Origin of the sequence: Nocardia sp. NPDC023852, assembly GCF_040639505.1 — a bacterium.
Taxonomy (GTDB): domain Bacteria; phylum Actinomycetota; class Actinomycetes; order Mycobacteriales; family Mycobacteriaceae; genus Nocardia.
The window spans coordinates 87,554-111,717 of sequence record NZ_JBFAAB010000006.1; the positions used below are offsets into that span (position 1 = coordinate 87,554).

At 66.4% G+C, this 24,164-nt stretch carries 21 protein-coding genes and 2 pseudogenes; 10 read left to right on the forward strand and 13 right to left on the reverse strand.

Translation table 11 applies throughout. From position 1 onward, the window contains the following. Window positions 1–694 precede the first annotated feature (694 nt). Window positions 695–943 (forward strand): annotated as a pseudogene (locus tag AB0H00_RS12940) (IS1380 family transposase); the annotation flags it as partial. 252 nt (window positions 944–1,195) lie between these two features. Here AB0H00_RS12940 and AB0H00_RS12945 read toward each other — a convergent pair. The 3 genes from AB0H00_RS12945 to dapE form a co-directional block, all read right to left on the reverse strand. Then, the gene (locus AB0H00_RS12945; protein ID WP_357265191.1) at window positions 1,196–1,780 is read right to left on the reverse strand and encodes a YbaB/EbfC family nucleoid-associated protein; all 585 of its coding nucleotides are present in this window, start codon (window positions 1,778–1,780) and stop codon (window positions 1,196–1,198) included. A 66-nt stretch (window positions 1,781–1,846) separates the two neighbouring features. Beyond that, window positions 1,847–2,188, reverse strand: coding sequence for a hypothetical protein (locus AB0H00_RS12950; RefSeq protein WP_357265193.1), 342 nt, complete (start codon window positions 2,186–2,188; stop codon window positions 1,847–1,849). A 581-nt stretch (window positions 2,189–2,769) separates the two neighbouring features. Next, window positions 2,770–3,873 (reverse strand): succinyl-diaminopimelate desuccinylase, encoded by a 1,104-nt coding sequence (dapE, locus tag AB0H00_RS12955; RefSeq protein ID WP_357265195.1) that lies wholly within the window; start codon window positions 3,871–3,873, stop codon window positions 2,770–2,772. A gap of 287 nt (window positions 3,874–4,160) precedes the next feature. On the opposite strand from dapE, the pseudogene AB0H00_RS12960 reads away from it, so the two are divergent. From AB0H00_RS12960 to dapD, 4 genes and pseudogenes are all read left to right on the forward strand, one after another. Then, window positions 4,161–4,342: pseudogene (locus AB0H00_RS12960) on the forward strand (IS1380 family transposase); the annotation flags it as partial. A gap of 338 nt (window positions 4,343–4,680) precedes the next feature. After that, entirely contained in the window at window positions 4,681–5,016 is a 336-nt protein-coding gene (locus AB0H00_RS12965) for a hypothetical protein (protein WP_357265197.1), read from the forward strand. Then, window positions 4,973–5,509 carry a hypothetical protein gene (locus AB0H00_RS12970; protein WP_357265199.1) on the forward strand — a complete coding sequence of 179 codons (537 nt, stop codon included), beginning with the start codon at window positions 4,973–4,975 and terminating at the stop codon, window positions 5,507–5,509. The genes AB0H00_RS12965 and AB0H00_RS12970 overlap by 44 nt, the downstream gene beginning before the upstream one ends. 94 nt (window positions 5,510–5,603) lie before the next feature. Further along, on the forward strand, window positions 5,604–6,551 hold the full coding sequence (gene dapD, locus AB0H00_RS12975; RefSeq protein WP_357265201.1) for a 2,3,4,5-tetrahydropyridine-2,6-dicarboxylate N-succinyltransferase: 948 nt from the start codon (window positions 5,604–5,606) through the stop codon (window positions 6,549–6,551). Window positions 6,552–6,981: 430 nt separating this feature from the next. Here dapD and AB0H00_RS12980 read toward each other — a convergent pair whose 3' ends face one another. After that, entirely contained in the window at window positions 6,982–8,400 is a 1,419-nt protein-coding gene (locus AB0H00_RS12980) for an acyl-CoA synthetase (RefSeq protein ID WP_357265203.1), read from the reverse strand. Window positions 8,401–8,545: 145 nt separating this feature from the next. On the opposite strand from AB0H00_RS12980, the gene AB0H00_RS12985 reads away from it, so the two are divergent. Both AB0H00_RS12985 and AB0H00_RS12990 read left to right on the forward strand, forming a co-directional pair. Next, window positions 8,546–9,397 (forward strand): oxygenase MpaB family protein, encoded by an 852-nt coding sequence (locus AB0H00_RS12985; protein WP_357265539.1) that lies wholly within the window; start codon window positions 8,546–8,548, stop codon window positions 9,395–9,397. Window positions 9,398–9,539: 142 nt separating this feature from the next. After that, window positions 9,540–10,247, forward strand: coding sequence for a hypothetical protein (locus AB0H00_RS12990; RefSeq protein WP_357265205.1), 708 nt, complete (start codon window positions 9,540–9,542; stop codon window positions 10,245–10,247). 33 nt (window positions 10,248–10,280) lie between these two features. On the opposite strand, the gene AB0H00_RS12995 is transcribed toward AB0H00_RS12990, so the two are convergent. Further along, window positions 10,281–10,913: a TetR/AcrR family transcriptional regulator gene (locus AB0H00_RS12995; RefSeq protein ID WP_357265207.1), complete on the reverse strand. Its 633-nt coding sequence runs from the start codon at window positions 10,911–10,913 to the stop codon at window positions 10,281–10,283. 158 nt (window positions 10,914–11,071) lie between these two features. Between AB0H00_RS12995 and AB0H00_RS13000 the strand changes: the two genes are divergently transcribed. Then, window positions 11,072–11,935, forward strand: a complete 864-nt coding sequence (locus AB0H00_RS13000; RefSeq protein WP_357265209.1) for an oxygenase MpaB family protein — start codon at window positions 11,072–11,074, stop codon at window positions 11,933–11,935. Window positions 11,936–12,003: 68 nt separating this feature from the next. Here AB0H00_RS13000 and AB0H00_RS13005 read toward each other — a convergent pair whose 3' ends face one another. The 5 genes from AB0H00_RS13005 to cofH all read right to left on the reverse strand — a co-directional run bounded on the left by AB0H00_RS13005 (window position 12,004) and on the right by cofH (window position 19,301). Beyond that, entirely contained in the window at window positions 12,004–12,912 is a 909-nt protein-coding gene (locus AB0H00_RS13005; RefSeq protein WP_357265541.1) for a proline dehydrogenase family protein, read from the reverse strand. A gap of 82 nt (window positions 12,913–12,994) precedes the next feature. Next, entirely contained in the window at window positions 12,995–14,629 is a 1,635-nt protein-coding gene (gene pruA, locus AB0H00_RS13010; protein ID WP_357265211.1) for an L-glutamate gamma-semialdehyde dehydrogenase, read from the reverse strand. 68 nt (window positions 14,630–14,697) lie between these two features. Further along, window positions 14,698–15,819, reverse strand: a complete 1,122-nt coding sequence (gene dapC, locus AB0H00_RS13015; RefSeq protein ID WP_357265213.1) for a succinyldiaminopimelate transaminase — start codon at window positions 15,817–15,819, stop codon at window positions 14,698–14,700. Then, window positions 15,816–16,139 (reverse strand): ferredoxin, encoded by a 324-nt coding sequence (gene fdxA, locus AB0H00_RS13020; RefSeq protein ID WP_014987978.1) that lies wholly within the window; start codon window positions 16,137–16,139, stop codon window positions 15,816–15,818. The genes dapC and fdxA overlap by 4 nt, the downstream gene beginning before the upstream one ends. A gap of 498 nt (window positions 16,140–16,637) precedes the next feature. Next, entirely contained in the window at window positions 16,638–19,301 is a 2,664-nt protein-coding gene (gene cofH / locus AB0H00_RS13025) for a 5-amino-6-(D-ribitylamino)uracil--L-tyrosine 4-hydroxyphenyl transferase CofH (RefSeq protein ID WP_357265215.1), read from the reverse strand. A 338-nt stretch (window positions 19,302–19,639) separates the two neighbouring features. On the opposite strand from cofH, the gene AB0H00_RS13030 reads away from it, so the two are divergent. Next, on the forward strand, window positions 19,640–20,137 hold the full coding sequence (locus AB0H00_RS13030; protein ID WP_357265217.1) for a PH domain-containing protein: 498 nt from the start codon (window positions 19,640–19,642) through the stop codon (window positions 20,135–20,137). A 74-nt stretch (window positions 20,138–20,211) separates the two neighbouring features. Further along, window positions 20,212–21,975: a PH domain-containing protein gene (locus AB0H00_RS13035; RefSeq protein ID WP_357265543.1), complete on the forward strand. Its 1,764-nt coding sequence runs from the start codon at window positions 20,212–20,214 to the stop codon at window positions 21,973–21,975. Between the two features lie 66 nt (window positions 21,976–22,041). On the opposite strand, the gene AB0H00_RS13040 is transcribed toward AB0H00_RS13035, so the two are convergent. From AB0H00_RS13040 to AB0H00_RS13050, 3 genes are read right to left on the reverse strand one after another with little or no spacing between them, the layout of a single operon-like run. Beyond that, entirely contained in the window at window positions 22,042–22,476 is a 435-nt protein-coding gene (locus tag AB0H00_RS13040) for a hypothetical protein (RefSeq protein ID WP_357265219.1), read from the reverse strand. After that, entirely contained in the window at window positions 22,473–22,631 is a 159-nt protein-coding gene (locus AB0H00_RS13045; protein ID WP_327109995.1) for a hypothetical protein, read from the reverse strand. The genes AB0H00_RS13040 and AB0H00_RS13045 overlap by 4 nt, the downstream gene beginning before the upstream one ends. 36 nt (window positions 22,632–22,667) lie before the next feature. Continuing rightward, entirely contained in the window at window positions 22,668–24,137 is a 1,470-nt protein-coding gene (locus tag AB0H00_RS13050) for an amino acid permease (protein WP_357265221.1), read from the reverse strand. Between the last annotated feature and the right edge of the window lie 27 nt (window positions 24,138–24,164).

Genomic DNA, 24,164 nt, shown 5'->3' on the forward strand with positions numbered 1-24,164 from the left:
CCCCGCCGCCACACCATCACCCAGCAGAACAAACCCACCTGAAAGAAACAGAAAACACACTTATCCGACACCCACGGGACACCACCCGCCCGCGACTTTCCCATCGATAACATCCCCACAAGTAAACTCGTCAAGACAATACGACCACCCACCACCACGAAATAAAGCATTAGTGCCCCACACCGGTGAATCCGGCAGGAAACGCAACCACCCGAACCGGCGAACCAGACAAACGGACCCAGCAACAGACCCCCATCGACAGCGACGGCCCCACGAGTCATACCGGCCATCGCCTCAGTTCCTAGTCACAACGCACAACGCAACCCACGAAAACGGTCAGATCTCACCGACCGCAGACAGGGACCACAATCAGTATCGGCGGATAGGTGGAATCCGAGCATCCGTAGCCAATAGGTAGTAGGTAGTAGCCACTCCGGTGCGAACGAACGTCCACAACCGCGTCACCTTGTGTCGGCACCGAGCGCTCGTATCCTGCAGCGTCGCCGAACAACAGCATCGGGTGAGCCGTCTCACCCAGGAACGGTTCTCGTACCAGTTCTGAGCCGGATCGGCGAACCCGGCACCGAAGCTGGCCGCGCTGATCGCGGGATGTGGGCGGGCGCGAACAGCATCGACCTGCTACGGAGCGGCGGATGACTGAACTGTTCAACGGCCGGCGTGGAAGCGCCATCGAGGTAAGTGGTTCTCCGATGCTGAGGTCGCCGAAATCGCCTACACCGTTTCCGCTTCCACCAAAGAACGCAACACCGCACGACTGATCGTCCAGCGGGGAAAGACGCCCGCTACCCGGACGCGCTCTTCCCGGCCTGGCGGTATCACCCCTTCTTCAGCAACACCACCGAGACCACCGCCGACGCCGACATCACCCACCGCCGCCACGCCATCATCGAGACCGTGTTCGCCGATTCTCATCGACGGTCCTGGCCCACATCCTCTCCGGCGCAGACCAGCGCCTACGCCCTACCCCCAACCAGCATCCCGTCACGGCCGAATCCAGCCGCGGCACCACCACCGACGTCGGTCCACGGATCGTGGCTAAGGCGTGCCGCAGGTCCATGTTGTCGAAATACTTCTGGTAGACCGCAGGACGTGGAGGGTTGATATCACCGCCGCCTGCTGGACGCCACGATCTGCCCGCGACTCCTCATCAGTGACACCCCCACTGCCAACTTCATCAGGACGAGTCGGCCACCCGCGACCGCGAAACAGCAGGTCGCTGCTCGACGTCGGTGAACTCGGCGGCGTCCGAAGCCACCTGATCCGGCGAACCGGACAAGTCCGCCACCCGCGACCGCGAAACAGCGGGTCGCTGCTCGACGTCGGTGAATGTCGGATCGTTGGCCTTCCGATCCGGTGAATCGGGCGGCGCGAGCGATGCCTCGGGTGGTTTAGGAATGAGGTCGAAAACATCCGGGGCACCCGGAGCCAGTTCTGAGAGTTTCGGCACCAAGGGGTTGCGCTCCTGCAGCGGCTGCATCAGTTCCGCCGTTTTGCGCCGCATTTCCGCGATAGCGTCCTGCGCGGCGGATGTGACGGCATCCCCGATCTGGTCATAGGTCAGTTTGTGGATGTCGCCGGTGAGCCTGGTTTCGATCACGGCGCCATCGGCGTTGACCGTCACCTTGACACGGTCGTTCGCCGCAGTGCCGACGCCAGTCAGCAGGGCCCGCTGCTGCTGCATTTTCTCGATCGATTTCATGCCGGCCTGAACGGTATCCAGCAGATCCGCCAGCCGGGCCATCGATGCCTCGTTCGTCATCCGATCCCCCGCTCGCCGCTACGACCGGAAAGCTGCCCGATCCAGCGTGGTCTTTGTATCCTGCACTTACGCCTTGCCGCCCATCGAACGCCCGATATCTCCCGCGGAGAAGTCTTCTGTGGCGCGGAAAGCCATTGCCGCGTCACGGACTCCGGTCGAGAGTTCTCCGCCCAGGAATTTGCCATGGGATTCGACCACGTTCTGCATGTCCGACGATCCCTTGATGTAGCCATCCGGACCGAAGGCGAACTGTTGCCCCGCCTTGTCTTTTCCCCACGATCCCCAGTTGGCCTGCTCTGCCTCCCGCACCCGAGAGTGCACGGCCTCGAGGTGTTCGGCGGCCGAGCTCAGCTTGTCCGCCAAGCGGTCCATCGCTTCGCAATCGACCTTGATTCGCTCGTAGGGCATGCCCTACCTCCTCTGGATACACTCGGGCCAGCATCCATCTTGGCAGGAGCCTCCCTGGAGGCACTCCCACCGAGGAGAAGGGTGGCCCACGACGACGCCACAACACCGCCGCCACCCCATCGGCACCCAAAACTAGAAGAGTGTCGACCAGCGCGTCGAGCCGACCAGCAGGGCCAGCAAGCGGCCGAGAATCGTCGGGGGCACCACTCGGACTGGCACTCGGCGGTGGCGTAACAGTCGTGGCCGCAGGTCAGCCGCGCGGCCTTACGCAAAATCCGCCACCGCCGGAAATCAAGGTGGCAGATAAGGATGGCAGCGCATCCACCACACGCTGCGTGACCGGTTGCGCGTGCGGGAAGGACGCAACTCAACCCCTACAGCGGCGACTGTAATCGGGGCCACTCAACGGTCCCGGGTGCCGCACAGATGTCGCCCGTCTGCCGGCTGGCACCACTCTGCGGTCGTAGGGCGAGTGGGGATCGGATAACGAACGAGGCATCGATGGCCCGGCTGGCGAATCCGGCACTCCGAAGTTCCGCCTGAGCGATAGCAGGCAGCCACCGCGCAGCGGCCACCGGGTATCAGCGCGCGGCGCCGGTGAGATAGTTGCGCAGTATCGCGGTGACATCGGTGATCTGGTGGACCGGGACGTGCTCGTCGCGCTTGTGGGCGAGGTTGGGGTCGCCGGGACCGAAGTTGACAGCGGGGATGCCGCGGGCGGCGAAACGGGAGACGTCGGTCCAGCCGAACTTGGCACGCACACCGCCGCCGCCGTGGCGGTGCACCGAGGCGACGAGGTCCTTGGCGGCGGGGGCGGTCAGGCCGGGGAGCGCGCCGGGCGCGAAGTCGAATACCTCGAAGGAGATGTCGAGGCCGGCGAAGACCTCGCGGACGTGATCGACGGCCTGGTCCACCGTGCGGTCCGGGGCGAAGCGGAAGTTGACGTCGATCTCGGCCAGGTCCGGTACCACATTGCCCGCAACGCCACCGGAGACGCGGACGCCGGACAGCCCCTCGCGATAGACACAGCCGTCGATGTCGACCTCACGCGCCCGGTAATCCGCCAGCCGCTGCAGAATCGGGGCGAGCCGGTGAATCGCGTTGTCGCCGAGCCACGCTCGCGCCGAGTGCGCGCGGACGCCGGATGTGCTCAACCGAACCCGCAGCGTTCCTTGGCAACCCGCCTCGATCCAGCCGCCGGACGGTTCGCCGAGCACCGCGAGATCACCGGCCAGCCAGCTGGGGTGGTCGCGTTCGATGTGGCCCAGCCCGTTGAACTCCGCGGCGATCTCCTCGCAGTCATAGAAAATCAACGTCAGATCGTGCATCGGCTCGGCGACGGTCGCGGCCAGGTGCAGGAACACCGCGTTGCCGGATTTCATGTCGACCGAGCCGCACCCGTAGAGCACCCGCTCGCCCGCCGGACCGACGGCGAAGTGACCCGGCACGTTGTCGGCGATGGGAACGGTGTCCAGGTGCCCGGCCAGGATCACCCGGGTCGGCAATCCGCGATTCGTCCGGGCCAGCACCACGTTCCCGTGCCGCAGCACCTCGAACCCGGTCGTCTGCTCCCGCAGTGCCCGCTCGACCCTGTCGGTGATCGCCGCCTCACCCTGGGAGACGCTCGGGATGTCGACGAGCGCGGCGGTCAGCGTGATCGGGTCGGCATGCAGGTCGATGGTCACGCCCCTCACCCTACGGCCGCCCGCGCCCGCACCCGCGCACCCCACCGCATCGAACTAACTTCAGGTCGACGCATCCAGGGTTCGCTCCGTGCATCCGCGCACGGCCCGCCGACCGCACCGCGCCCCGCCCCCGAATAGGTCCGTCCGACCAGGACCAGTCGCCGCCGCCCGGATCACGTGTCGATCGCCGCGCCGCAGATCAGGTCCGGCTCGGCGAACCCGACGCCGAAGCTCGACGCAGATCGCGGGGACAGGCGCGGACAGCATCGACGCTGCTGGCGGCGGTCATCAGTACCGAGCACGCAGCGCCGGTGACCGCTAGGAGGCGGTTGCGTGCCGACAAGACCGGCTCGGTGAAAAGGGGCTCGGCCGCATGGTCGCCCAAGCAATCGCTACCGCGCGGGCGGCCGGGAGCACTGGCGAGATCCTCGTTCGCGGCGAGTCGGCCTATGGCACCCGCGCCGTGATCGTGCGAGCCGCCGCGCCAGGGGTGGGGTTGCACACGCGCTACCTATTGGTTACCGATGTGGGGTGCCTGCTTACACGCCACGCTAGTGGTCGTGCAGGGAAATGAAGCCCCGGGGAAGAACGGTGTACCCGGACGACCTTGCCGTGCCGACGGCGTCACCAGGGTCGATAACGAAGTCGTCACAAGAAATCCGGCGCTGGCAAGCTACCGCAGACAAGTTGACCATTATCCGCAGTGCGCCGATCGCGACGTTGCCGCACGCTACCCGTACGGAGTGACCTCACAGTCCAGCAGTGGTAGCGAAAGCCTCGGAGCCGAACGGCGGAAAGGCGCGGTTGATGACCGATCTGACTGACACCGACGTGACGCGACTGCGGCGGGCGGCGATGGACGCAGCGGCGGCGGGACGGGTTCGGGTGCTGGGCGGTCACTGGCTGCCAAAGGATCAACTCGACTCCGCGTTGTTCTTCGACGACAACGACGGTTTGGGGGATGCAGTGAACCTTCTTCTCCAGGACTGGGCCATCCGGCTCGTCGATCCGAACGACCCCAGCGACTTCACCGAGCGACTCCACAGCGGAAACCTCACGGGAGATGAGAAGAGAACCTTTTACACTGAAGTGCCTAACCGTGCAAAAAGCCGTCTCCACTTATATCGACGGAATCATCAGTGATACCGGCGACGCCGCCATGATATGCGGCGCCCAGATAGCAGACGTGGCGTCCGCGATGGGCATTACCCGCCAAGGGGTGCAGAAGCGCTGGGGCCGACGGGCGAGGGGTTGGATGAAGGCCGCCGTCGTCATCTTTCGTCCCGACAGTAGCTACGAATTCGTCGACGACTCAGGCCGATCCTTCGGCGAGGTCGGTGTCCCCGACCAATACGACAGTGATCGAGGGTGGTGGCTGATCGGCAAGGAAGTGCGCGCTCGAGCCCGGTACGCCGTCGTCGGTGTCAACGGCACCGTGCAGCGCGTCTACGAGATCGACGCCGACAGCTGGATCCGCTCCGAGAACGGAAAATGGCAGTTCCGCGCTGTTGACGACCGCCCGCTTACCGAGGAGGAGATCCCCGCTGCCTACGCCACCGGGTACCTGCCGTTGGTGCCCGGCAACAGCTGCCAAACCCACCCACGCGCCGCCTACCGACCGCACTGGTTCCCATGAGACGCGGCGCGGAGACCTACCGGTTCGGGGCATATAGAGCCGCGAACATACCGCTCGAAGGCGCCGCAAAACAAACACAGTAATCTCTTGTGACGTGAGCATCGAGGGAGCAGCAGCAGTCGGTATCGCCAACGTGACCGCGGACGGGACCGTACTGGACACGTGGTACCCGAACCCGCGGCTGGGCGAGTTCGCCGAGACCGGCACCAAAAGGCTGGACGAGGCGCCCGTCGAGTACGCGGCACTGCTCGGGTTCGACGAGGCGCGCGGGGTCGACGTGGTCGCTGTGCGCACGACGATCGCCGACCTGTCCGCCGCCCCGGTCGACGCGCACGACGTCTACCTGCGCCTGCACCTGCTGTCCCACCGTTTGGTCAAGCCACACGAAGTGAGCCTGGAGGGCCAGTTCGGTTTGCTGAGCAATGTCGTATGGACCAACCACGGGCCCGCCGCGGTGGAGGGGTTCGAGATCACCCGAGCCAAGCTGCGCGCCCGCGGCCCCGTCACGGTGTACAGCATCGACAAGTTCCCCCGCATGGTCGACTACGTGATTCCCTCGGGTGTGCGCATCGGCGACGCCGGCCGGGTTCGCCTCGGTGCGCACCTGGCCTCGGGCACCACGGTCATGCACGAGGGCTTCGTGAACTTCAACGCGGGCACTCTCGGCTCGTCCATGGTCGAGGGCCGCATCTCCGCGGGTGTCGTGGTCGGCGACGGCTCCGACATCGGCGGCGGCGCGTCCATCATGGGCACGCTGTCCGGCGGCGGCAAGACGGTGGTCTCGATCGGCGAGCGCTCGCTGCTCGGCGCCAACTCCGGACTCGGCATCCCACTCGGCGACGACTGCGTCGTGGAGGCCGGCCTCTACCTGACCGCGGGCACCAAGGTCACCACCCCCGACGGCACCTTGGTCAAAGCCGCCGAACTCAGCGGCCGCGCCAACCTGCTGTTCCGCCGCAACTCCACCACCGGCGCGGTCGAGGTCGTTCCCCGCAAGGGCACCGGCATCGAACTCAACGCTGATTTGCACGCCAACGACTGAGTGCTGTTCCGCCTCTCCGGGTATTCAGGCCGTACCAGTTGGGTGGCACGGGATTTTCGTTCAGGTCCTACGTTGGGTGCCGATCGTGTTTCAGGCGTTCCCGGTGAGTTACCCATGTGCTCGCGAGATCAGTTGGTGCGTCGGGATTACCGATGGATCCGCGCGGGACGGTTCTCGAGCACAGATCCGCGTCAACCGCACGCCGGTGCCCTCAGTCGACTACCTCCCTTTCACCTGGTCCGGCGCGGGTGGAGACAGGCTCCATCAATTTGTGCCCACTAGGCGGCGAGGCCGAAGGCGATGATGCGGTGGGGATGGATGCGGATCATTTGGCGGGAGACGCCGGAGATGTAGGGGTCTATGTCGGACAGCGCTTCGGCGCTGCCGCGGATTTCGAGGCAGCGGACGCGCCAGGGTTGGATCGAGGCGCTCAGCCGAGCAGCTTCTTCTGCACCTTGCCCATCGCGTTGCGCGGCAGCGTGTCCACCACCCGAATCTCGCGTGGGCGCTTGTGCACCGAAAGCTGCTCGGCGACATGGTCGATCAGTGCGCGCTCGGTTGCGCCGTCGCGCAGCACGACGAAGGCGGTGATGCGCTGGCCGAGATCGTCGTCGGGCAGCCCTACCACCGCGACCTCAGCGACCGCGGGGTGCCCGAGCAGCACGGTTTCCACCTCGCCCGCCCCAACGCGATAGCCGCCGGACTTGATGAGGTCCACCGATTCCCGGCCGACAATGCGATGGAAGCCGTCCGGGTCGATGGCAGCGACGTCACCGGTTTTGAACCAGCCGTCGTCGGTCCAGCTCTCGGCGGTCACCTCCGGCCGGTTCAAATAGCCGTCGAACAGCATAGGGCCGCGCACTTGGAGGCCGCCGATACTCTGGCCGTCGTGCGGCACCGTGGCGCCGGCCTCATCTCTGAGCCGGGTCCGCACGCCGCGCACCGGCGTGCCGACCCAGCCGGGCCTGCGCTCGCCGCCGGCCCGGGTGGACAGGGTGATCATGGTTTCGCTCATACCGTAGCGCTCGATCGGCGCATGCCCGGTGAGTTCACGCAGCTTTTCGAAGACCGGCACCGGCAGCGGCGCGCTGCCGGAGATCAACAGCCTGGCGTCGGCCAATTGCTTTGCCGCGTCCGGGTCGTCGACCATCCGCGACCACACGGTGGGCACGCCGAAGTAGAGCGAGCCCTTGGCCGCGGCGTACGCGGCCGGGGTCGGTTTGCCGGTGTGCACCAGCGGGCTGCCCACGCGCAGCGGGCCGAGCACGCCGAGGATCAACCCGTGCACGTGGAACAACGGAAGACCATGCACCACAACGTCTTTCGCGGTCCACGCCCAGGCGTCGGCGAGCGCGTCCAGACCCGCCGCCACGGCGCCGCGATTGAGCACGACCCCCTTGGGAAGGCCGGTGGTTCCCGAGGTGTAAAGCACGAAAGCCGATGTGGCGGAATCGGGTTCGGGGTATGTGTGCCAGGACCTGGCATGCCGCCGCACCGGGACCACGGGCAGCGCAGTGTTCTCCGGCGCCTTTCCGAGCCACGCCTGCGCGCCTGAGTCGGCGAGAATGTGCGCCAGCTCGGCGGTGCCCGAGTCCGGCGGCACCGGTACCACCGTCACGCCCGCGATCAGGCAGCCGACCACCGCGAGCACGGTGGTGACGGTCGGCTCGGCCAGCACCGCGACGCGCTCCGCCCTGGCGACACGCTCGGCCACGGAGGTCGCCGCGCCGAGTAGGTCGCTGCGCGACAGTGCCGCACCGTCGATCGTCACGGCATTCGGAAGGTCCGCTCCGCCTGCGACGGCGAGCGGATCAAGGGAACTGAGCAGCAGGGGCGGACCGAACGACATTCGACCACGCTACTGCGCCGACCCCGCGCACTGTCACGGCATCCGGCCGAGCGCCGCACGCGACCTACAGCTGTGACGGTTGACACCCCATTGAGATGGTGAGTAACTTGTTGCATAGACTTCTCAATGAGCGCGGGATCTCATGATGATCAGTCCACTTCACGCGAAGACGCACCCCGAATCGCCGGATCCCTTCGATATCGGGCAGTACATCGACGGCCTCGCCGGTTTCCTCGGTGGCACCGCGAACGTCATCATGCAGCTCAGCGCCCCACCGGTCGGCTACGGCGTAGTGGAGAGCACGGTCGCCAGCGGCAAGGTCATGCTGCACCCGATCAAACGGCTGCGGACCACACTCACCTACCTTTCCGTGGCGATGCTCGGCAGCGACGAGGAGCGCGCGGCCTACCGCGCCGCGGTCGAAGTCTCGCACCGCCCGGTGCACTCCAACGCGTCGAGCCCCGTGCACTACAACGCCTTCGACCCCACCTTGCAGCTGTGGGTCGCCGCCTGCCTCTACTGGGGCGGGAAGGACCTACACGAGCGTCTGCACGGCCCGATGGACGAGGCCACCGCCGATGCCTTCTACCAGCACGGCGCACGACTGGGGACGACCCTCCAGATGCCAGAGGAGATGTGGCCCGCCGACCGGCGCGCGTTCGCCGAGTACTGGGCGAAGAACTTGGCGAAAACGACTATCGACCCGACCGTCCGCGACTACCTCAACGACCTGATCGACCTGCGCATGCTGCCACGCCCCGTGCAACTCGGGTTCAGCCGCCTGCACCGCTTCTTCGTCACCGGCCTGCTTCCACAGCATCTGCGCGACCACATGGGGCTCACCTGGAACGACCGCGACGACCGCACCCTCGACCGCATCCTGCGCACGCTCGGCGCGGTCGAGAGCAGGCTGCCACGCCCGGTCCGCATGTTCCCCTTCAACGCCTACCTGCTGGACATGCGCGTCCGGCGACGACTCGGCCTCCGCCTGGCCTGACGGCTCTACTGCGGCCACCTCGCACGACACCTAGTCAGCAATCTCTCAGCATCCGCGTGTCGTATCGCATTATGATGCCTGCACCAGTGTTATCTCGAAGAACATCAACTGACGCCGCACCAAAAAGAGCCAGGAGAGAACTATGGGCTATCGAATGACGGCGATCACGCTCTTGGCGGTAGGCACTTGCCTCGCATTGGTCGCGCCGGTCGCGAACGCGGAGCCCAGCGAAGCCGCCGCACCGCCCCGCACGGCAATCTCCGTGCGCACCGTCGTCGGAATCGGATGGGGCAGCGCGAACGAACACGAGCAGCGCTCGGCTCTGTCACTGATCAAGCTCTATCTGGCCGACTACGCGTTGCGGCACGGCGACGGCTCGGCGAGCGACCGCGATCTCGCCGAACGGATGATCCGTTATTCCGACGATGGCGCGGCGAGCCTGATGGCGGCCAAGTATCCGGAGGCCGTCGGCACCGTCGCGAACGAATACGGCCTCACCGAGACCCGTCCCGGCGCCGACTGGGGCGCCGGGACGACAAGCGCAGCGGACGTGTCCGATTTTCTCGCGAGCAAACTGCGCACCGATCCAGGGTCGCCGATCTTCGAGTGGATGGCCTCCGCGGGATCGACCGCCCGCGGCACCGGACAGGATTGGGGCACCTCGCAATTGCCTTTGGTGCTCGGGACGAAATGGGGCTGGTCCGATTTCGGTGCGTCCGAGGTCGCTTCGGCGTCCTACGGTCCAGGTTTCGCGGTCACCGCGCACACTCGCGGCACCGCTGCCGAGCAGACCGCTGACGTCCTCGCCGCACTTCCGGCGATCGCCGCTGGCCTGATGTCCTTCCGCTGAGCGGTTCACGCGGCAGTCCGCCCCTCGGGACCGCTACCGCACCCGGAATGACACCACCACATGGTCCCGAGCGAACTGCCGGATGGCCGCGTCGTCACCGAGTGGGATCACCGTCTGCGGCGTCAACGCCAGCGAAAGCGCCGTTCGGGCGATCATTTCCGCCAAGGGCTCCGGATCGTATTCCGGCAGTTTGCCTTCCTGCTGCAGCCGCGTGATGAACTCGGCGAGATAGTCCCGGCCGAGTTCGATGACCGGGGCGCCCTCGGTGGTCAAGTAGGGCAACACGAGTTCCGGCTCGGTCGCCAGTAGCCGGTGGATCAGCTGGTTGCCGCGCAGACCGGTGATGAACGCGGCGAACAGCTCGACGATTTGATCCTCCGCGCCGGCGTCCCGATCGAGCTGCCGTTGCAGCGCGGCATCGACCTCCCCGATGAACTCGCGGGTCTGTCGCAGCCCGACGGCCTTGATCAGATCGGACTTGCTCGCGAAACGCCGGTACAACGTGGCCAGCGACAACCCGCAGCGGCGCGCGACCTCGACCATGCTGGTGCGCTTGATACCGAAATCCAGAAACGCCAGCAACGCCGCGTCCAGCACCCGCGCCTGATTGCGGTCCTCCGGAGCCGCGCCGCGCACCAGCGGCAGCAGTCTCGTCAGCCTCGCCATGCCTCCACCCTATCCGCATCGGCGAAACGATGATATTGCCAGCATCGCATACCATCATCGCGGTTGACACCCCTTCGAAGCAATGAGAGAGTGTCGTATCAATCTTCTCACCGTCCACTCCGCGGCGAGCGGGCGGACACAGAAAGACGAGGTCGACGATGACCGCCCCGCTGCCCGCGTCCGAGAACGAGCCGGACCCGAGCCAGACTCTCACCCCGGAAACCGCTCGAGAGTATGTGGACGGAATCGCCCCTTTCCTCGGCGGCACCGCCAATGTGATCATGCAGCTGAGCTTGCGGCCGGTCGGACGCGGCGTCCTGGAGAGCACCGTCGACAGCGGCAAGATCACCCTGCACCCGATCAAGCGGCTGCGCACTACGCTGACCTACCTCGCGGTCGCGCTGATGGGTTCGGACGAGGAACGTGCCGCCTACCGCGACGCGGTCAACGTGTCGCACCGCCCGGTGCACTCCACTCCGGCGAGCCCGGTGCAATACAACGCCTTCGACCCGAACTTGCAACTATGGGTCGCCGCCTGCCTGTACTGGGGCATCGAAGACCTCTACACCCGAATGCACGGCCCGATGGACCCCGCCACCGCCGACGCCTTCTACCGCTACGGCGCGCGGTTCGGGACAACGCTGCAGATGCGGCCCGAGATGTGGCCCGCGAATCGTGCGGAGTTCCAGCGGTATTGGGACGAGAACCTGGCACAGCGCAGCATCGAGCCCGCGCTCCGGGACTACTTCGACGATCTGATCGATCTGAAGATGGTGCCGCGCCCGGTCCGGTTCGCCTTCGCGAGGCTGCAGCGCTTCTTCGTCACCGGCCTTCTCCCACAACACTTGCGTGACGAGATGGCCATGTCCTGGACCGAACGCGACCAGCACCGATTCGATCGAGTGCTGCGGGCCATCGCTGCGATACACACCTGTTTGCCCAAACAAGCACGGATGTTCCCCCTGAACGCGTATCTTTTCGACCTGAGAAGGCGTCTTCGCCTGGGTAGACCACTGGTGTAGAAAAGTCGGATACGTTGCACCAGAGGGTAGGTGGGCAGGGCATCTGCCCTGCCCACTTTCCGGTGCTGTCACGAATTGTGAGTCACAGCGCGCAGGAAGAATGTGAGATTCGCGGGCCGTTCCGCCAGCCGTCGGGTCAGATAGCCGTACCACTGGCGGCCGTAGGGCACATAGACCCGCACCGCCCAGCCCTCGCGCGCCAGCCGCAGCTGCTCGCCGTTCCGTATCCCGTACAGCATCTGATACTCGAATCGACTTGGGCCACGGCGAGATTCGACAGCCATGCGCTCGGTAGCGGCGATCGATATCGGATCATGCGAGGCCACCATCGGATAGCCTTCCCCACGCATCAGGATATCCAGACAGCGCAGGAAGGATTCCGTCACCTCGCCCGCACGCTGGAACGCCACCTCCCGCGGCTCCCGATAAGCACCCTTGCACAGTCGGATTCGCGATCCTGCGCGCGTGAACCCGCGGCAGTCTGCCTCGGTGCGGTGCAGATAGGACTGGAGCACCGCGCCGAGCCAGGGGAATTCGGCACGCAGTTCGCGCACCGCCGCCAATGTGGCGTCGGTGGTCGAGTGGTCCTCCGCGTCGACGGTCACCCACACCCCTGCCCGCTCGGCCTCGGCAGACAGGACGCGCAGATTTTCGGTCGCGACGGCGGGTCCGTCGGCGGGGAGCGCCTGACCGAGCGCCGACAGCTTCACCGAGACCTCCACGGGTGTAGCCATGATGCCGGGCAGCGCAGGCCGGTCCAGCGCGGCCAGATCCCGGATCAGCGCACGGTATTCGGCGACCGTGGCCTCCGCCTGCGCCCGATCGGTGGTGTTCTCGCCGAGAAAGTCCACGCTGACCATCCGGCCACCGGCCAGCAATGCGGCAGCGACATCGAGAAGCTCGCTCCTCGTCTCACCCGCAACGAAGCGGCGCACGATCTCCGCGGTGACCGGAAACCCGGTGAGCAGCCGTTTCATCCGCGGCGACGACGACGCGGCCAGGATCACGGGCCGCAGCGGATTCACCGCACCACCTCCCCGCCCGCCGACGCGCCGCGCATCATGTCCCCATATGCGGGTAGCGGTAGTCCACCGGCGGAACGAAGGTTTCCTTGATCGTGCGCGGCGCGACCCAGCGCAGCAGGTTCAGCGGCGAGCCTGCCTTGTCGTCGGTGCCGGAGGCGCGCGCACCGCCGAACGGCTGCTGACCCACCACCGCGCCGGTCGGCTTGTCGTTGACGTAGAAATTGCCCGCCGCGAATCGCAGTGCGGCGTCGGCCTGTTCGATCGCGTAGCGGTCCTGCGCGAACACCGCGCCGGTCAGCGCGTACGGCGCCGCCGACTCGACCTCGGCGAGAATCGCGCTATAGGAGCCGGGTTCGGCGTCGTCGTAGACGTACACCGCGAGGATGGGTCCGAAGTACTCGGTGGCGAACGACTCGTCGTGCGGATTGTCCACCACCAGCACGGTCGGCCGGACGAACCAGCCTTCGCTGTCGTCGTAGGTGCCGCCGATCGGGATGGTGATGCCCGCTTCTCTCGCCCGCCGGATCGCCGCCGCACTCTTGTCGAACGCGCGCCGATCGATCAGGGCTCCGCCGAAATTGGACAGATCCGCGACGTCGCCGTAGCTCAGCTGGTCGGTCTGGTGCAGGAAGTCGTCGCCGATCTCACGCCACACCGAACGGGCGATGTAGGCGCGCGAGGCCGCCGAACATTTCTGGCCCTGGTACTCGTAAGCCCCGCGAATCAGGGCGGTGCGCAACGCGTCCGGCTCGGCGGAGGAGTGGGCGACGATGAAGTCCTTGCCGCCGGTCTCCCCGACCAGGCGCGGATAGCCATGGTAGCGGCGGATATTCGCGCCCACCTGCTGCCACAGGTACTGGAATGTCTTCGTGGAACCGGTGAAGTGAATGCCTGCCAGCCGGGGATCAGCCAGCGCCACCTCGGACAGCTGCACACCGTCGCCGGTCACCATGTTGATTACACCCGGAGGCAGGCCGGCTGCCTCCAGCAACCGCATCGTGTAGAAGGCCGACAACGTCTGCGTGGGCGAAGGTTTCCACACCACGGTATTACCCATCAGCGCGGGTGCGGTCGGCAGGTTCCCTGCGATCGCGGTGAAGTTGAACGGCGTGATGGCGTAGACGAACCCCTCGAGCGGCCGATAGTCCATGCGGTTCCACACCCCGGCGCTGGACTGCGGCTGCTGCTCCAGGATTCCGCGCGCGAAAGCGACATTGAACCGCCAGAAGTCGACCAGCTCACAGGGCGCGTCGATCTCGGCCTGCTGGACCGATTTCGACTGGCCGAGCATGGTGGCCGCGGCAACGGTCTCCCGCCACGGCCCGGCGAGCAGGTCGGCCGCGCGCAACAGGACCGCGGCGCGTTCCTCGAAGGGCATCGCCCGCCAACCGGGCGCGGCCGCCATCGCGGCATCGATGGCTCCATGTGCTTCCGAGTGTGTGGTGTCGGTGTAGGTCCCCAGCACGTGCCTGCGGCGATGCGGCGCGACGATGTCGTGCCGTTCGCCGATCCCCGGCCTGTGCTTGCCGCCGATCACCAGCGGCACGTCGACGGGTTCGGCGTACAGCTCGGCAAGTTTGCCAAGCAATAGCTCCCGTTCAGGACTCCTCGGCGCGTAGGAGTGCACCGGCTCGTTGCCGGGCGTGGGGACAACCGTGACAGCGTCCATACACTTCAGGCTAGCTCGCCCGACGCAGCGCGTGCGTGGCGTCAGTGGAGGTTCGCGTACCAGGCCTTTCAGCCTGCGCTGAGCCGTTCGGCAGCCGTGGCGACGCGCTCGTCGGTCGCGGTCAGCGCGATCCGCACGTGCGCACCTGAGCTGGGGCCGTAGAAGTCGCCTGGCGCGGCGAGGATACCGCGGTCGGCCAGCCAATCCAATGTGGTCCGGCACGGTTCGCCGCGGGTCGACCACAGATACAGGCCCGCCTCCGAGTGATCGATGCGGAAACCCGCCTCCACCAGTGCCTTTCGCAGTACGTCACGCCGTGCCCGATACCGCTCACGCTGCCGCGCCTCGTGCGCGTCGTCGCTGAGCGCGGCCGTCATCGCCGCCTGGATCGGGAAAGGCACCATCATGCCCGCGTGTTTGCGCACCTCGAGCAGCTCGGCGACCAGAGCGGGATCCCCCGCCACGAAACCGGCGCGGTAGCTGGCGAGATTGGAGGTCTTGGACAGCGAATGCACCGCGAGCAGGTTGGTGTGGTCACCCTCGGACACCTCGGGGTCCAGGAGCGATACGGCACGGCCCGCCCAGGACAGCCCCAGGTAGCACTCGTCGGACGCCACGATCGCTCCGCGCTCACGGGCGAAGGCCACTACTTTGCGTAAGTGGTCGACGCCGAGCACGCGGCCGGTCGGGTTGGACGGGGAGTTTACGAAGATCAGCGCGGGCGTCTGCGGTCCGAGCCGGGTCAGTCCGTCGGCACGCAACACCTGCGCGCCAGCCAGCAGCGCACCCACCTCATAGGTGGGGTAGGCGACCTCGGGGATGACCACCAGGTCGCCCGCGCCGAAACCGAGCAGGCGGGGCATTCCCGCGATCAGCTCCTTGGTGCCGATCACTGGCAGCACCGCCGCAGGGTCGAGACCGGTGATCCCGTAACGCCGCTTCAGCGCGTCGACCGCGGCCGTGCGGAGTTCGGGTGTGCCGTGCGTGGTCGGATACCCGGGCACCTCGGCGACCGAACTCAATGCCGTCCGAATCACCGGGTCGACCGGGTCGACGGGGGTACCGACGGACAGATCGACGATCCCCCCGGGATGGGCCGCCGCCTTCGCCTTCACCGAAGCGATGGTGTCCCAGGGAAAATCCGGCAGCAGACTGCTGACCCGGCCACGCGGTGACACGTCAGATCTCATTCACTCGCCATCGGAGGCAGTTCCTTGATGAACGGTGGATCGTAATCAACCTTGCCGACCTTCGTCGCGCCACCCGGCGAGCCCAGCTCGTCGAAGAAGTCGACGTTGGCGTTCACGTATCCGCTCCACTGGTCCGGGGTGTCGTCTTCGTAGAAGATCGCCTCCACCGGGCACACCGGCTCACATGCACCACAGTCCACGCACTCGTCGGGATGGATGTACAGCATGCGACCACCCTCGTAGATGCAATCCACGGGGCATTCCTCGATGCATGCCTTGTCCTTCACGTCAACGCACGGTTCAGCGATGATGTACGGCACTGCCGCTCTCCTAGTCTGTCCTCGCCCTGCGGGATAGTCCGCCCGCCGAAACCCTATCCCGGCACCCCACGCTACTACTGGTAAGCCTGCCCTAATAGCGGCAGCCTGTTCCGCCTCTCCGGGTCTTCAGGCGGTACCAGTTGGGTAGCGCGAGATTTGCGTTCAGGTCTTGCGTTGAGCGCCATCCGAGTTCTGGGCGTACCCGGTGAGTTACCCATGTGCTCCCCCGCCTCTCCGGATCTTCAGGCCGTACCAGTGGGATGACACGGGATTTTCGTTCAGGTCCTGCGTTCGGTACCGCCTCAGTTCTGGGCGTACCCGGTGAGTTACCCATGTGCTCACGAAACCATTTGTTGCGCTCGGAATCACGGGCGGCCCGCGTTTATGGGGCCACCCCCAGACGGTGTGCCGGCAATCGTAGTCCAGGGCCGGGTGAACGGCGCGATGACCGGGTGGCCGAGGCACAACGCAATCACCGCGGAGCACGGCCCATCGGAATTATCCCACCGTCAATGGTAGCGCCGACATCTTGTGCTTCGGCACACCGTAGGTGGTGGTCCGCTCGCGGGCCGGACGCCCGATACCCGAGGCGATCTCGACCAGGTCGGCGACGGTCTTGGCCGACCCATGCTGTGAGCCGGCCATCCTGGAGATGGTTTCCTCCATCAACGTACCGCCGAGATCATTGGCACCGCTGTTGAGCATGACCCTGGTGCCGGTGGTGCCGAGTTTGACCCAGCTGGTCTGGATATTGGGGATTCGACCATGCAGCATGATCCGCGAGAGTGCGTGCGCGGCCCGATTGTCCCGGTTCGTCGGCCCCGGCCGCGCGGCGCCCGCCAGGTACAGCGGCGCACTCTGGTGCACGAACGGCAGCAGCACGAACTCGGTGAACCCGCCGGTCTCGTCCTGGATTCCGCGCAGTACCCGCAGGTGGCCGACCCAGTGCTTCGGATTGTCCACGTGGCCGTACATCATCGTGGAGCTGGAACGCAGACCCACCTGGTGGGCGGTGGTGATCACCTCGATCCAGGCTGAGGAGGGCAGTTTGCCCTTCGTGAGTACCCAGCGAACCTCGTCGTCCAGGATCTCCGCGGCAGTACCGGGGATGGTGTCCAGGCCGGCCTCCTTCAGCGCGACCAACCAGTCCCGGATGCTCTGTCCGCCGCGGGAAGCGCCGTTCACGATTTCCATCGGGCTGAACGCGTGCACATGCATCGACGGCACCCGCCGTTTGACCGCCCGCACCAGATCGGCATACCCGGTGACCGGCAGATCCGGGTCGATACCGCCCTGCATGCATACCTCGGTGGCGCCGTCGACGTGCGCCTCCCATGCTCGATCCGCGACATCGTCCACGCTGAGGGTGAATGCGTCCGCATCGCCCTTGCGCTGGGCGAACGCGCAGAACCGGCAGCCGGTGTAGCAGATGTTGGTGAAGTTGATGTTCCGGTTCACCACGTAGGTGACCTCGTCACCCACGGTGTCGCGGCGCAGCTGATCGGCCAGCGCGGCCACCGCGTCGAGTTCACGGCCCTCGGCGGTGGCCAAAGCCAAATACTCGGCGTCGGTCAGTCCCGCCGGATCCCGCTCTGCCGCCCGCAGCGCGGCGAGCACGTCGGCGTCCAGCCGCTGCGGCGGCGCGGCCGCGAGATCACGCACCTGCTCGCGGATCGTGTCCCAGTCACCGAAAGCGCCGACGATGTCCGTGTCCGCTCGGCGGCCTGCACGGGTCTCTTCGTGGTTACGCAGGCTGGCGCCTCCGGGCCCGTCGCTGAGCGCGGAATCGCTGCGGCTTTCGGTGTTGCGTCCCTCGGTGTCGATCGAGGTGTTCAGGTCGACGCGTCCGGCGGACTCCCAGGACTCGTCCGGCTCCTGCCAGGGCAGGCCCACCGGCGTCGCGTCCGGGTTCGCCAGCCCGGTCGTCGGATCGGTCAGCGCCGCGACGTGCGCGCCGATGCGTGGATCGACCCATGGGTTGCCCGCGCGCACATACTTCGGGTGCGCGGAGGTCCGCTCGACCAGCTGATAGCCCGCTGCCTCGGTGATCTCCCGCAGCGTGTCCAGATTCGGCCACGGCCGCTCCGGGTTCACGTGGTCCGGCGTCACGGGCGACACGCCACCCCAGTCATCGATGCCCGCATCGATCAGCGCACGGCACTCGGCGTGCGACACCAGATTCGGCGGCGCCTGCACCGGCACGTCTGGACCCAGCAGGATTCGAGTGACGGCGACGGTGGCCAAGAACTCGTCGATGCCCGCGTCCGGCACATCCCGCATCACGGTGTCGTCCTTGGCGCGGAAGTTCTGGATGATGACTTCCTGGATGTGCCCGAAAGCCTTGTGCTGCTTACGGATCGCCATGATGGACTCGGCCCGCTCCGCCATCGTCTCGCCGATGCCGACGAGGATGCCGGTGGTGTAGGGCACGGAAAGCCGACCCGCATCGGTGATGGCGCGCAGCCGCACCGCGGGATCCTTGTCCGGGCTGCCGTAATGGCAGTTGCCCTTCTCGGTGAACAGCCGGGTGGCGGTGGTCTCCAGCATCATGCCCATCGACTGGGCCACCGGCTTGAGCCGCGAGATCTCCTCCCACGACATCACGCCCGGGTTCAGGTGCGGCAGCAGGCCGGTCTCCTCCAGCACCATGATCGACACGGCGCGCAGGTAGTCCAGCGTCGAGTCGTATCCGCGCTCATCCAGCCATTGCGCGGCTTCCGGCCAGCGATCCTCGGGCCGATCACCGAGCGTGAACAGCGCCTCCTTGCAACCCAGGGCCGCGCCTCGGCGTGCGATATCGAGGACCTCCTCGGGCTCGAGGAACATGCCCTTGCCCTCGGCACGCAGCTTGCCCGGCACCGTGACGAAAGTGCAGTAGTGGCATTTGTCGCGGCAGAGGCGGGTCAGCGGAATGAAGACGTTGCGCGAATAGCTGATCGTCTTCGGACGACCCGCCGACGCCAGCCCGGCATCACGCACCCGCGCGGCGCTGCGGCACAGGTCCAGCAGGTCATCGGCGGTCGCATGCAGCAGCACCGCCGCCTCGTCCACGTTCAATGTGACACCGTCGCGGGCCCGGCGCAGCGCCCGGCGCATGGCCGACGTACTGGGCGGTGCGGACGGGACGCTCGGGTTCGGTAGGTCGGTCACGCCCTCGATCATGCGCTACACATCCGGAACTGTCTCCCTCCAGTGCTTGTGAGTGACGCGAAGCCGACGATCCACTTGGTCGACGGATCCGCTCACAACGGAACCCGAGCGGGACGCGCGGCACCGTTGAGCGTTGACAACTGTGCAGCACCGACGGCTATTCCGAAGACCCGCACCGGGCGGGTCGAAACGCACGGCGCGCCAGCCCTTGCCGTACAGCGGAACAGACATCGGCGACGGCGGGCGCCGATCCCTCGCCGAGAGGCTGTTCCCGCGGACGCACAGCGTCACGCTGACCTGTCGATGTTTGCGGGCGCCCACCGGCGCGTGGTCGTGCAACCATGGCAGTTATGCCGCAGCCGCGCACAATCATGGCCGATCCGGCCTGGCGCCCCAGCCCGAAGGCGAAGCTCCTGTGGACAGTGCAGGCCGCGCTGGCTTGGGCGGTTCCGTTCGCGGCGCAGATCATCTGGGCCTTGGTCGACTCCGGGCATCGGGGTTGGCAACTCGGGATCTTGCTGGTGACCCTTGTGCCGGCCGCGCTGAACGTCGCCGTGGTGCCGTGGTGGCGGTACGCGGTGCACCGCTGGGAGGTCACCGACGATGCGGTGTACACCCGGGTCGGCTGGCTCACCCAGGAGAACCGGGTTGCGCCGATTTCCCGGGTGCAGACCGTCGACACCGAACGCGGCCCGCTGGAACGCCTGCTCGGGCTGGCTACGGTCACCGTGACCACCGCCTCCTCCGCCGGCGCCGTGCAGATCAGCGCCCTCGACCTCCCCGTGGCCGAGGAGACCGTGACGCGCCTGACCCGGATCGCCGCCCAGCACCGCGGAGATGCGACGTGAGTGAGCGTCAGCGAGGCACGGTCGTGACCGAAACCGCGCGGACCGACCAGCCATGGCTGCGGCTGGACAAACGGATGCTGCTGGTCCATCCGATCACCGAGGTGGTGAAGTTCATCCCGGTGCTGATCGGCTCGGTGATCCTCGGCACCAGCAGCGGCAATCACGTGTGGAGCATCATCCCGATAACACTGATCGTGGGATTCGCGCTCACCCGCTGGTTCACCACGACGTATCGGGTCGGACCGACCCACGTCGAGCTGCGGACCGGGTTGGTGCAGCGTAAGAAGCTGTCCGTGCCGAGGTCGCGGATCCGGTCGGTGGACATCGAGGCGGATCTGCTGCACCGGGTGCTTGGGCTGGCCGTGCTGGCGATCGGGACCGGTCAGCAAGCGGATTCGGGGGAGAAGTTCAAGCTCGACGCACTGAACGCCCGGGTGGTGCCGCAGCTGCGCACGGCCTTGCTCGCGCACACCGCGGGGTCGGCGGCGCAGGACGAGGAACGAACCGAACTGCCGGAGAAAGCGGACAGCGGTTTCGCGACAGCAAGGACCCCTGTGCGCGAGATCGGACACTGGAAGCCGGGGTGGGTGCGGTACGCGCCGCTGTCGCTGACCGGATTCGCGATCATCGCGCCGATCGTGGGCGTAGCGTTCCAGTACGGACTCGGCGAAATAGTGTTCCGGTCGGACGCGGTGCAGAACGTGGAGAACGGCAGCGCCCTCGTGCTGGCGATTGCCGGTGCCGCACTGTTGCTCACCGTCGTCATCGTGGTCAGCGCCTCGTCCTGCGCGCACTATCTGGCCACCTATTTCGGGCTCCGCGTCACCGACAACGGAAAGACCATGCAACTACGCCACGGTCTTTTCACGACCCGGCAAATCACGCTCGACCTGGCCCGGCTGCGCGGTGCGACAGTGAAGGAGCCGCTGCTGCTGCGCTTGGCCGCGGCCGCCCAGCTGGAGGCGATCATGACCGGCGAGAACCCGCGTCAGAAGATCTTGCCCCAAGCCCCGCGCGGCGCCATCGAGCGCACCCTGAGCCACCTGCTCGCGCCGAAGGCGCTGCGGGACAACGGAATTTCTACCACATCGAAAGGAGCGGCAAGCGGTACACGGCAGCTCGACTCGCCCGCGTCGTGTCCGGCCACCGACGCGGGGGCACGGTCGGATGCGGCGCCGAACGTCCCGGCAACCGCAGGAACGCGATCAGACAACGCACCCAACGGCCCGACAACCGGCCGAGAAGCGCAATCGGATGCGGTACCGAGCAACCCGGCAACCGGCGCGGAAGCGCTCTCCGAGGCGGCACTGAGCACCCCCGCACAACGCCCTGTCACCATCCGCGACGCACAATCTTCCAGCGCACCCGGTAGCGCGCCGCTGACGTCGCACGGCCCTGCGGCCCGGCGCCGCCGATATACCCGCGCGCTCCTTCCGCTCGTCGTAGTGGCAGTGGTGCTGATCGGCTCTTCACTTGCGGGAATCGACTATTCGCCGTGGTGGTGGCTGGTACCCGGCCTGCCCATTCCGATCGCCATCGCGCTGGCGGAGGACCGCTACCGCGGTCTCGGGCACACCGTGCTGCCCGCCACTGCGACCACCCCCACCTGGTTGATCACCCGCTCCGGATCGCTGGACCGAGAGCGGGACTGTTTGGAGGCGCCCGGTGTGATCGGCTGGACCGTACGGCAGACCTTCTTCCAGCGGCGTGCCGGACTCGCCACGGTGGTCGCGGCGACCGCCGCGGGCAAGAAGCGCTATTCGGTGGTCGATATTCCATTCGACGCGGCGTGGGAACTCATCGAAGCCGTCACGCCGGGACAGCTCGGCGCGCGCTGACCCACCGGGACGGTCCGGCGTGGCCACCCCGGGGTGGAGTTCGGTTGAATTCCAGGAACCCGCTGCTCAGCTCCTACGGAACAAACCGGAGTTCATTCGGAAGTAGATGTACGCCAGGGGCGGCACCAGCCCGCAGAACAGCAGAAGCACGGTGCGCCAATCACTGCCGAGCATGATGTCGCCACCCGGGCCGGTGCTCGCGCAGATCAGGAAGCCGAGCGTCCATGCGAGCAGCGGAAGGAACATGGCCGCGGTGCGAGGGGAAACCGAACGTGCCCCCAGGACGAGCAGGAGGTTAACCCCCCCGGCTAGGACGCCGGAGAGCGGAAAGGCGATCGCTCCGAGATACGTCGGCAGGTACAAGACCTCGAGAAACAGGGTGATCAGGCCGTTCAGGACCAGGAGAACGAGGACCACCGGTGCCAGCGCGTCCAGGATGCGACCCGCACCGGATTCCACGGCGGCGCTATCGCCCGCGTAATCGTCGACCTTCGTTGTCACGGTACCGGCGGATAGCCGAGGAGGGTCAGCAGGTGGCTTTGCATGTCGACGAAGCCGTACAGCACTGTCATGTACAGGTCGTGCTGCGCCGGCCAGTGCGGCTTCATGCTGTCGACGAACGCCACGATCGCGTCCTGGAGCTGCCAGTTGTACATAGGCCCGAGTCTATTCCGGCGTTTCCACGCGCACGATCAGTTCTCTCCGTCCACCGGGATGTTCGCGACGACCGGGAACTCGCCGGTGTAGCCCGTGCGCTGCTCGGCAATTGCCAGCACCCGTTTTCGGGTAGCGAACCAGCCGACGATCAGCGCCGGGATGATCAGCGCGAGGCTCGCGACTGTCCAGGTCCCCACCGGATAGTCCAATCCGGTGAGCACGACGACGAGGAACAAGAACAGCAGGGTGAGCAGGCCGGTGTAGGGCGCGCCGAACATCCGGAACGCGGGCCGCTCGATGCGTCCCTGCGTCGACCAGCGCCAGAGCTGCAGCTGGCACAGCACGATGGTGGCCCAGGACGCGACGATGCCCAGCGAGGCCATGTTGAGCACAATCTCGAAAGCACTGTCCGGGACGACGCCGTTGAGTGCGATGCCGACCAACGCGATCAGACTGGTGAGCAGGATGCCGCCATAGGGAACTCCGTTACGGCCCATCACGCCGGTGAACTTCGGCGCGCTGCCGTTCATCGACATCGAGCGCAGGATGCGTCCGGTCGAGTACAGGCCGGCGTTCAGACTGGAGAACGCGGCGGTCAGGACGACGAGATTCATCACGCTGCCGATACCAGGCACGCCGAGCATGGTGAAGAAGGTGACGAACGGGCTCTCCTTGGCGGTGTACTTCGTGTACGGCAACAGCAGCGCGAGCAGCACCAGCGAGCCGACGTAGAAGACCGCGATCCGGGCGATCACCGAGTTGATGGCACGAGGCATGATCTTGGCCGGATTCTCCGTCTCACCCGCCGCGGTCCCGACCAGTTCGACGGCGGCATAGGCGAACACGACACCGGAGACCACCACAACCAGCGGCATGATGCCGGTCGGTAGCAGGCCGCCGTGGTCGGTGATCACACTGGGGCCGGTCGAGTCGCCCTGCACGGTGAACCGGCCGAGCAGGAAGACCGTGCCGACGATCAGGAACGCGCTGAGCGCGAATACCTTCACCAGCGCGGCCCAGAACTCCATCTCGCCGAACCACTTCACCGAGATCAGGTTGACGCCGAGCACGAGGACCAACGCGATCAGCGCGAGCACCCACTGCGGAACATGGCCGAACCCGGACCAGTAGTGAAAGTACTGCGCGATCGCGGTGGTGTCGGCGATACCGGTCATCGACCAATTCAAGAAGTACATCCAGCCGGCCACGAAGGCGGCCTTCTCGCCGAAGAATTCGCGTGCGTAGGAGACGAACGAACCGGACGAAGGCCGGTGCAGCACCAGCTCACCGAGCGCCCGCAGAATGAGGAAGGCGAATAATCCGCACACTGCGTAGACCAGGAACAGTCCTGGTCCGGCATTGGCGAGCCGTCCACCCGCGCCGAGGAACAAGCCGGTGCCGATGGCGCCGCCGATCGCGATCATCTGTAGCTGCCGCGGCTTGAGACTCTTGTGGTATCCGTGGTCCTCGATGCTGAGGTGAGCCTTATCGCCGACCGCTGTCATGAAGTTGAACCTTCCACATCGATATCG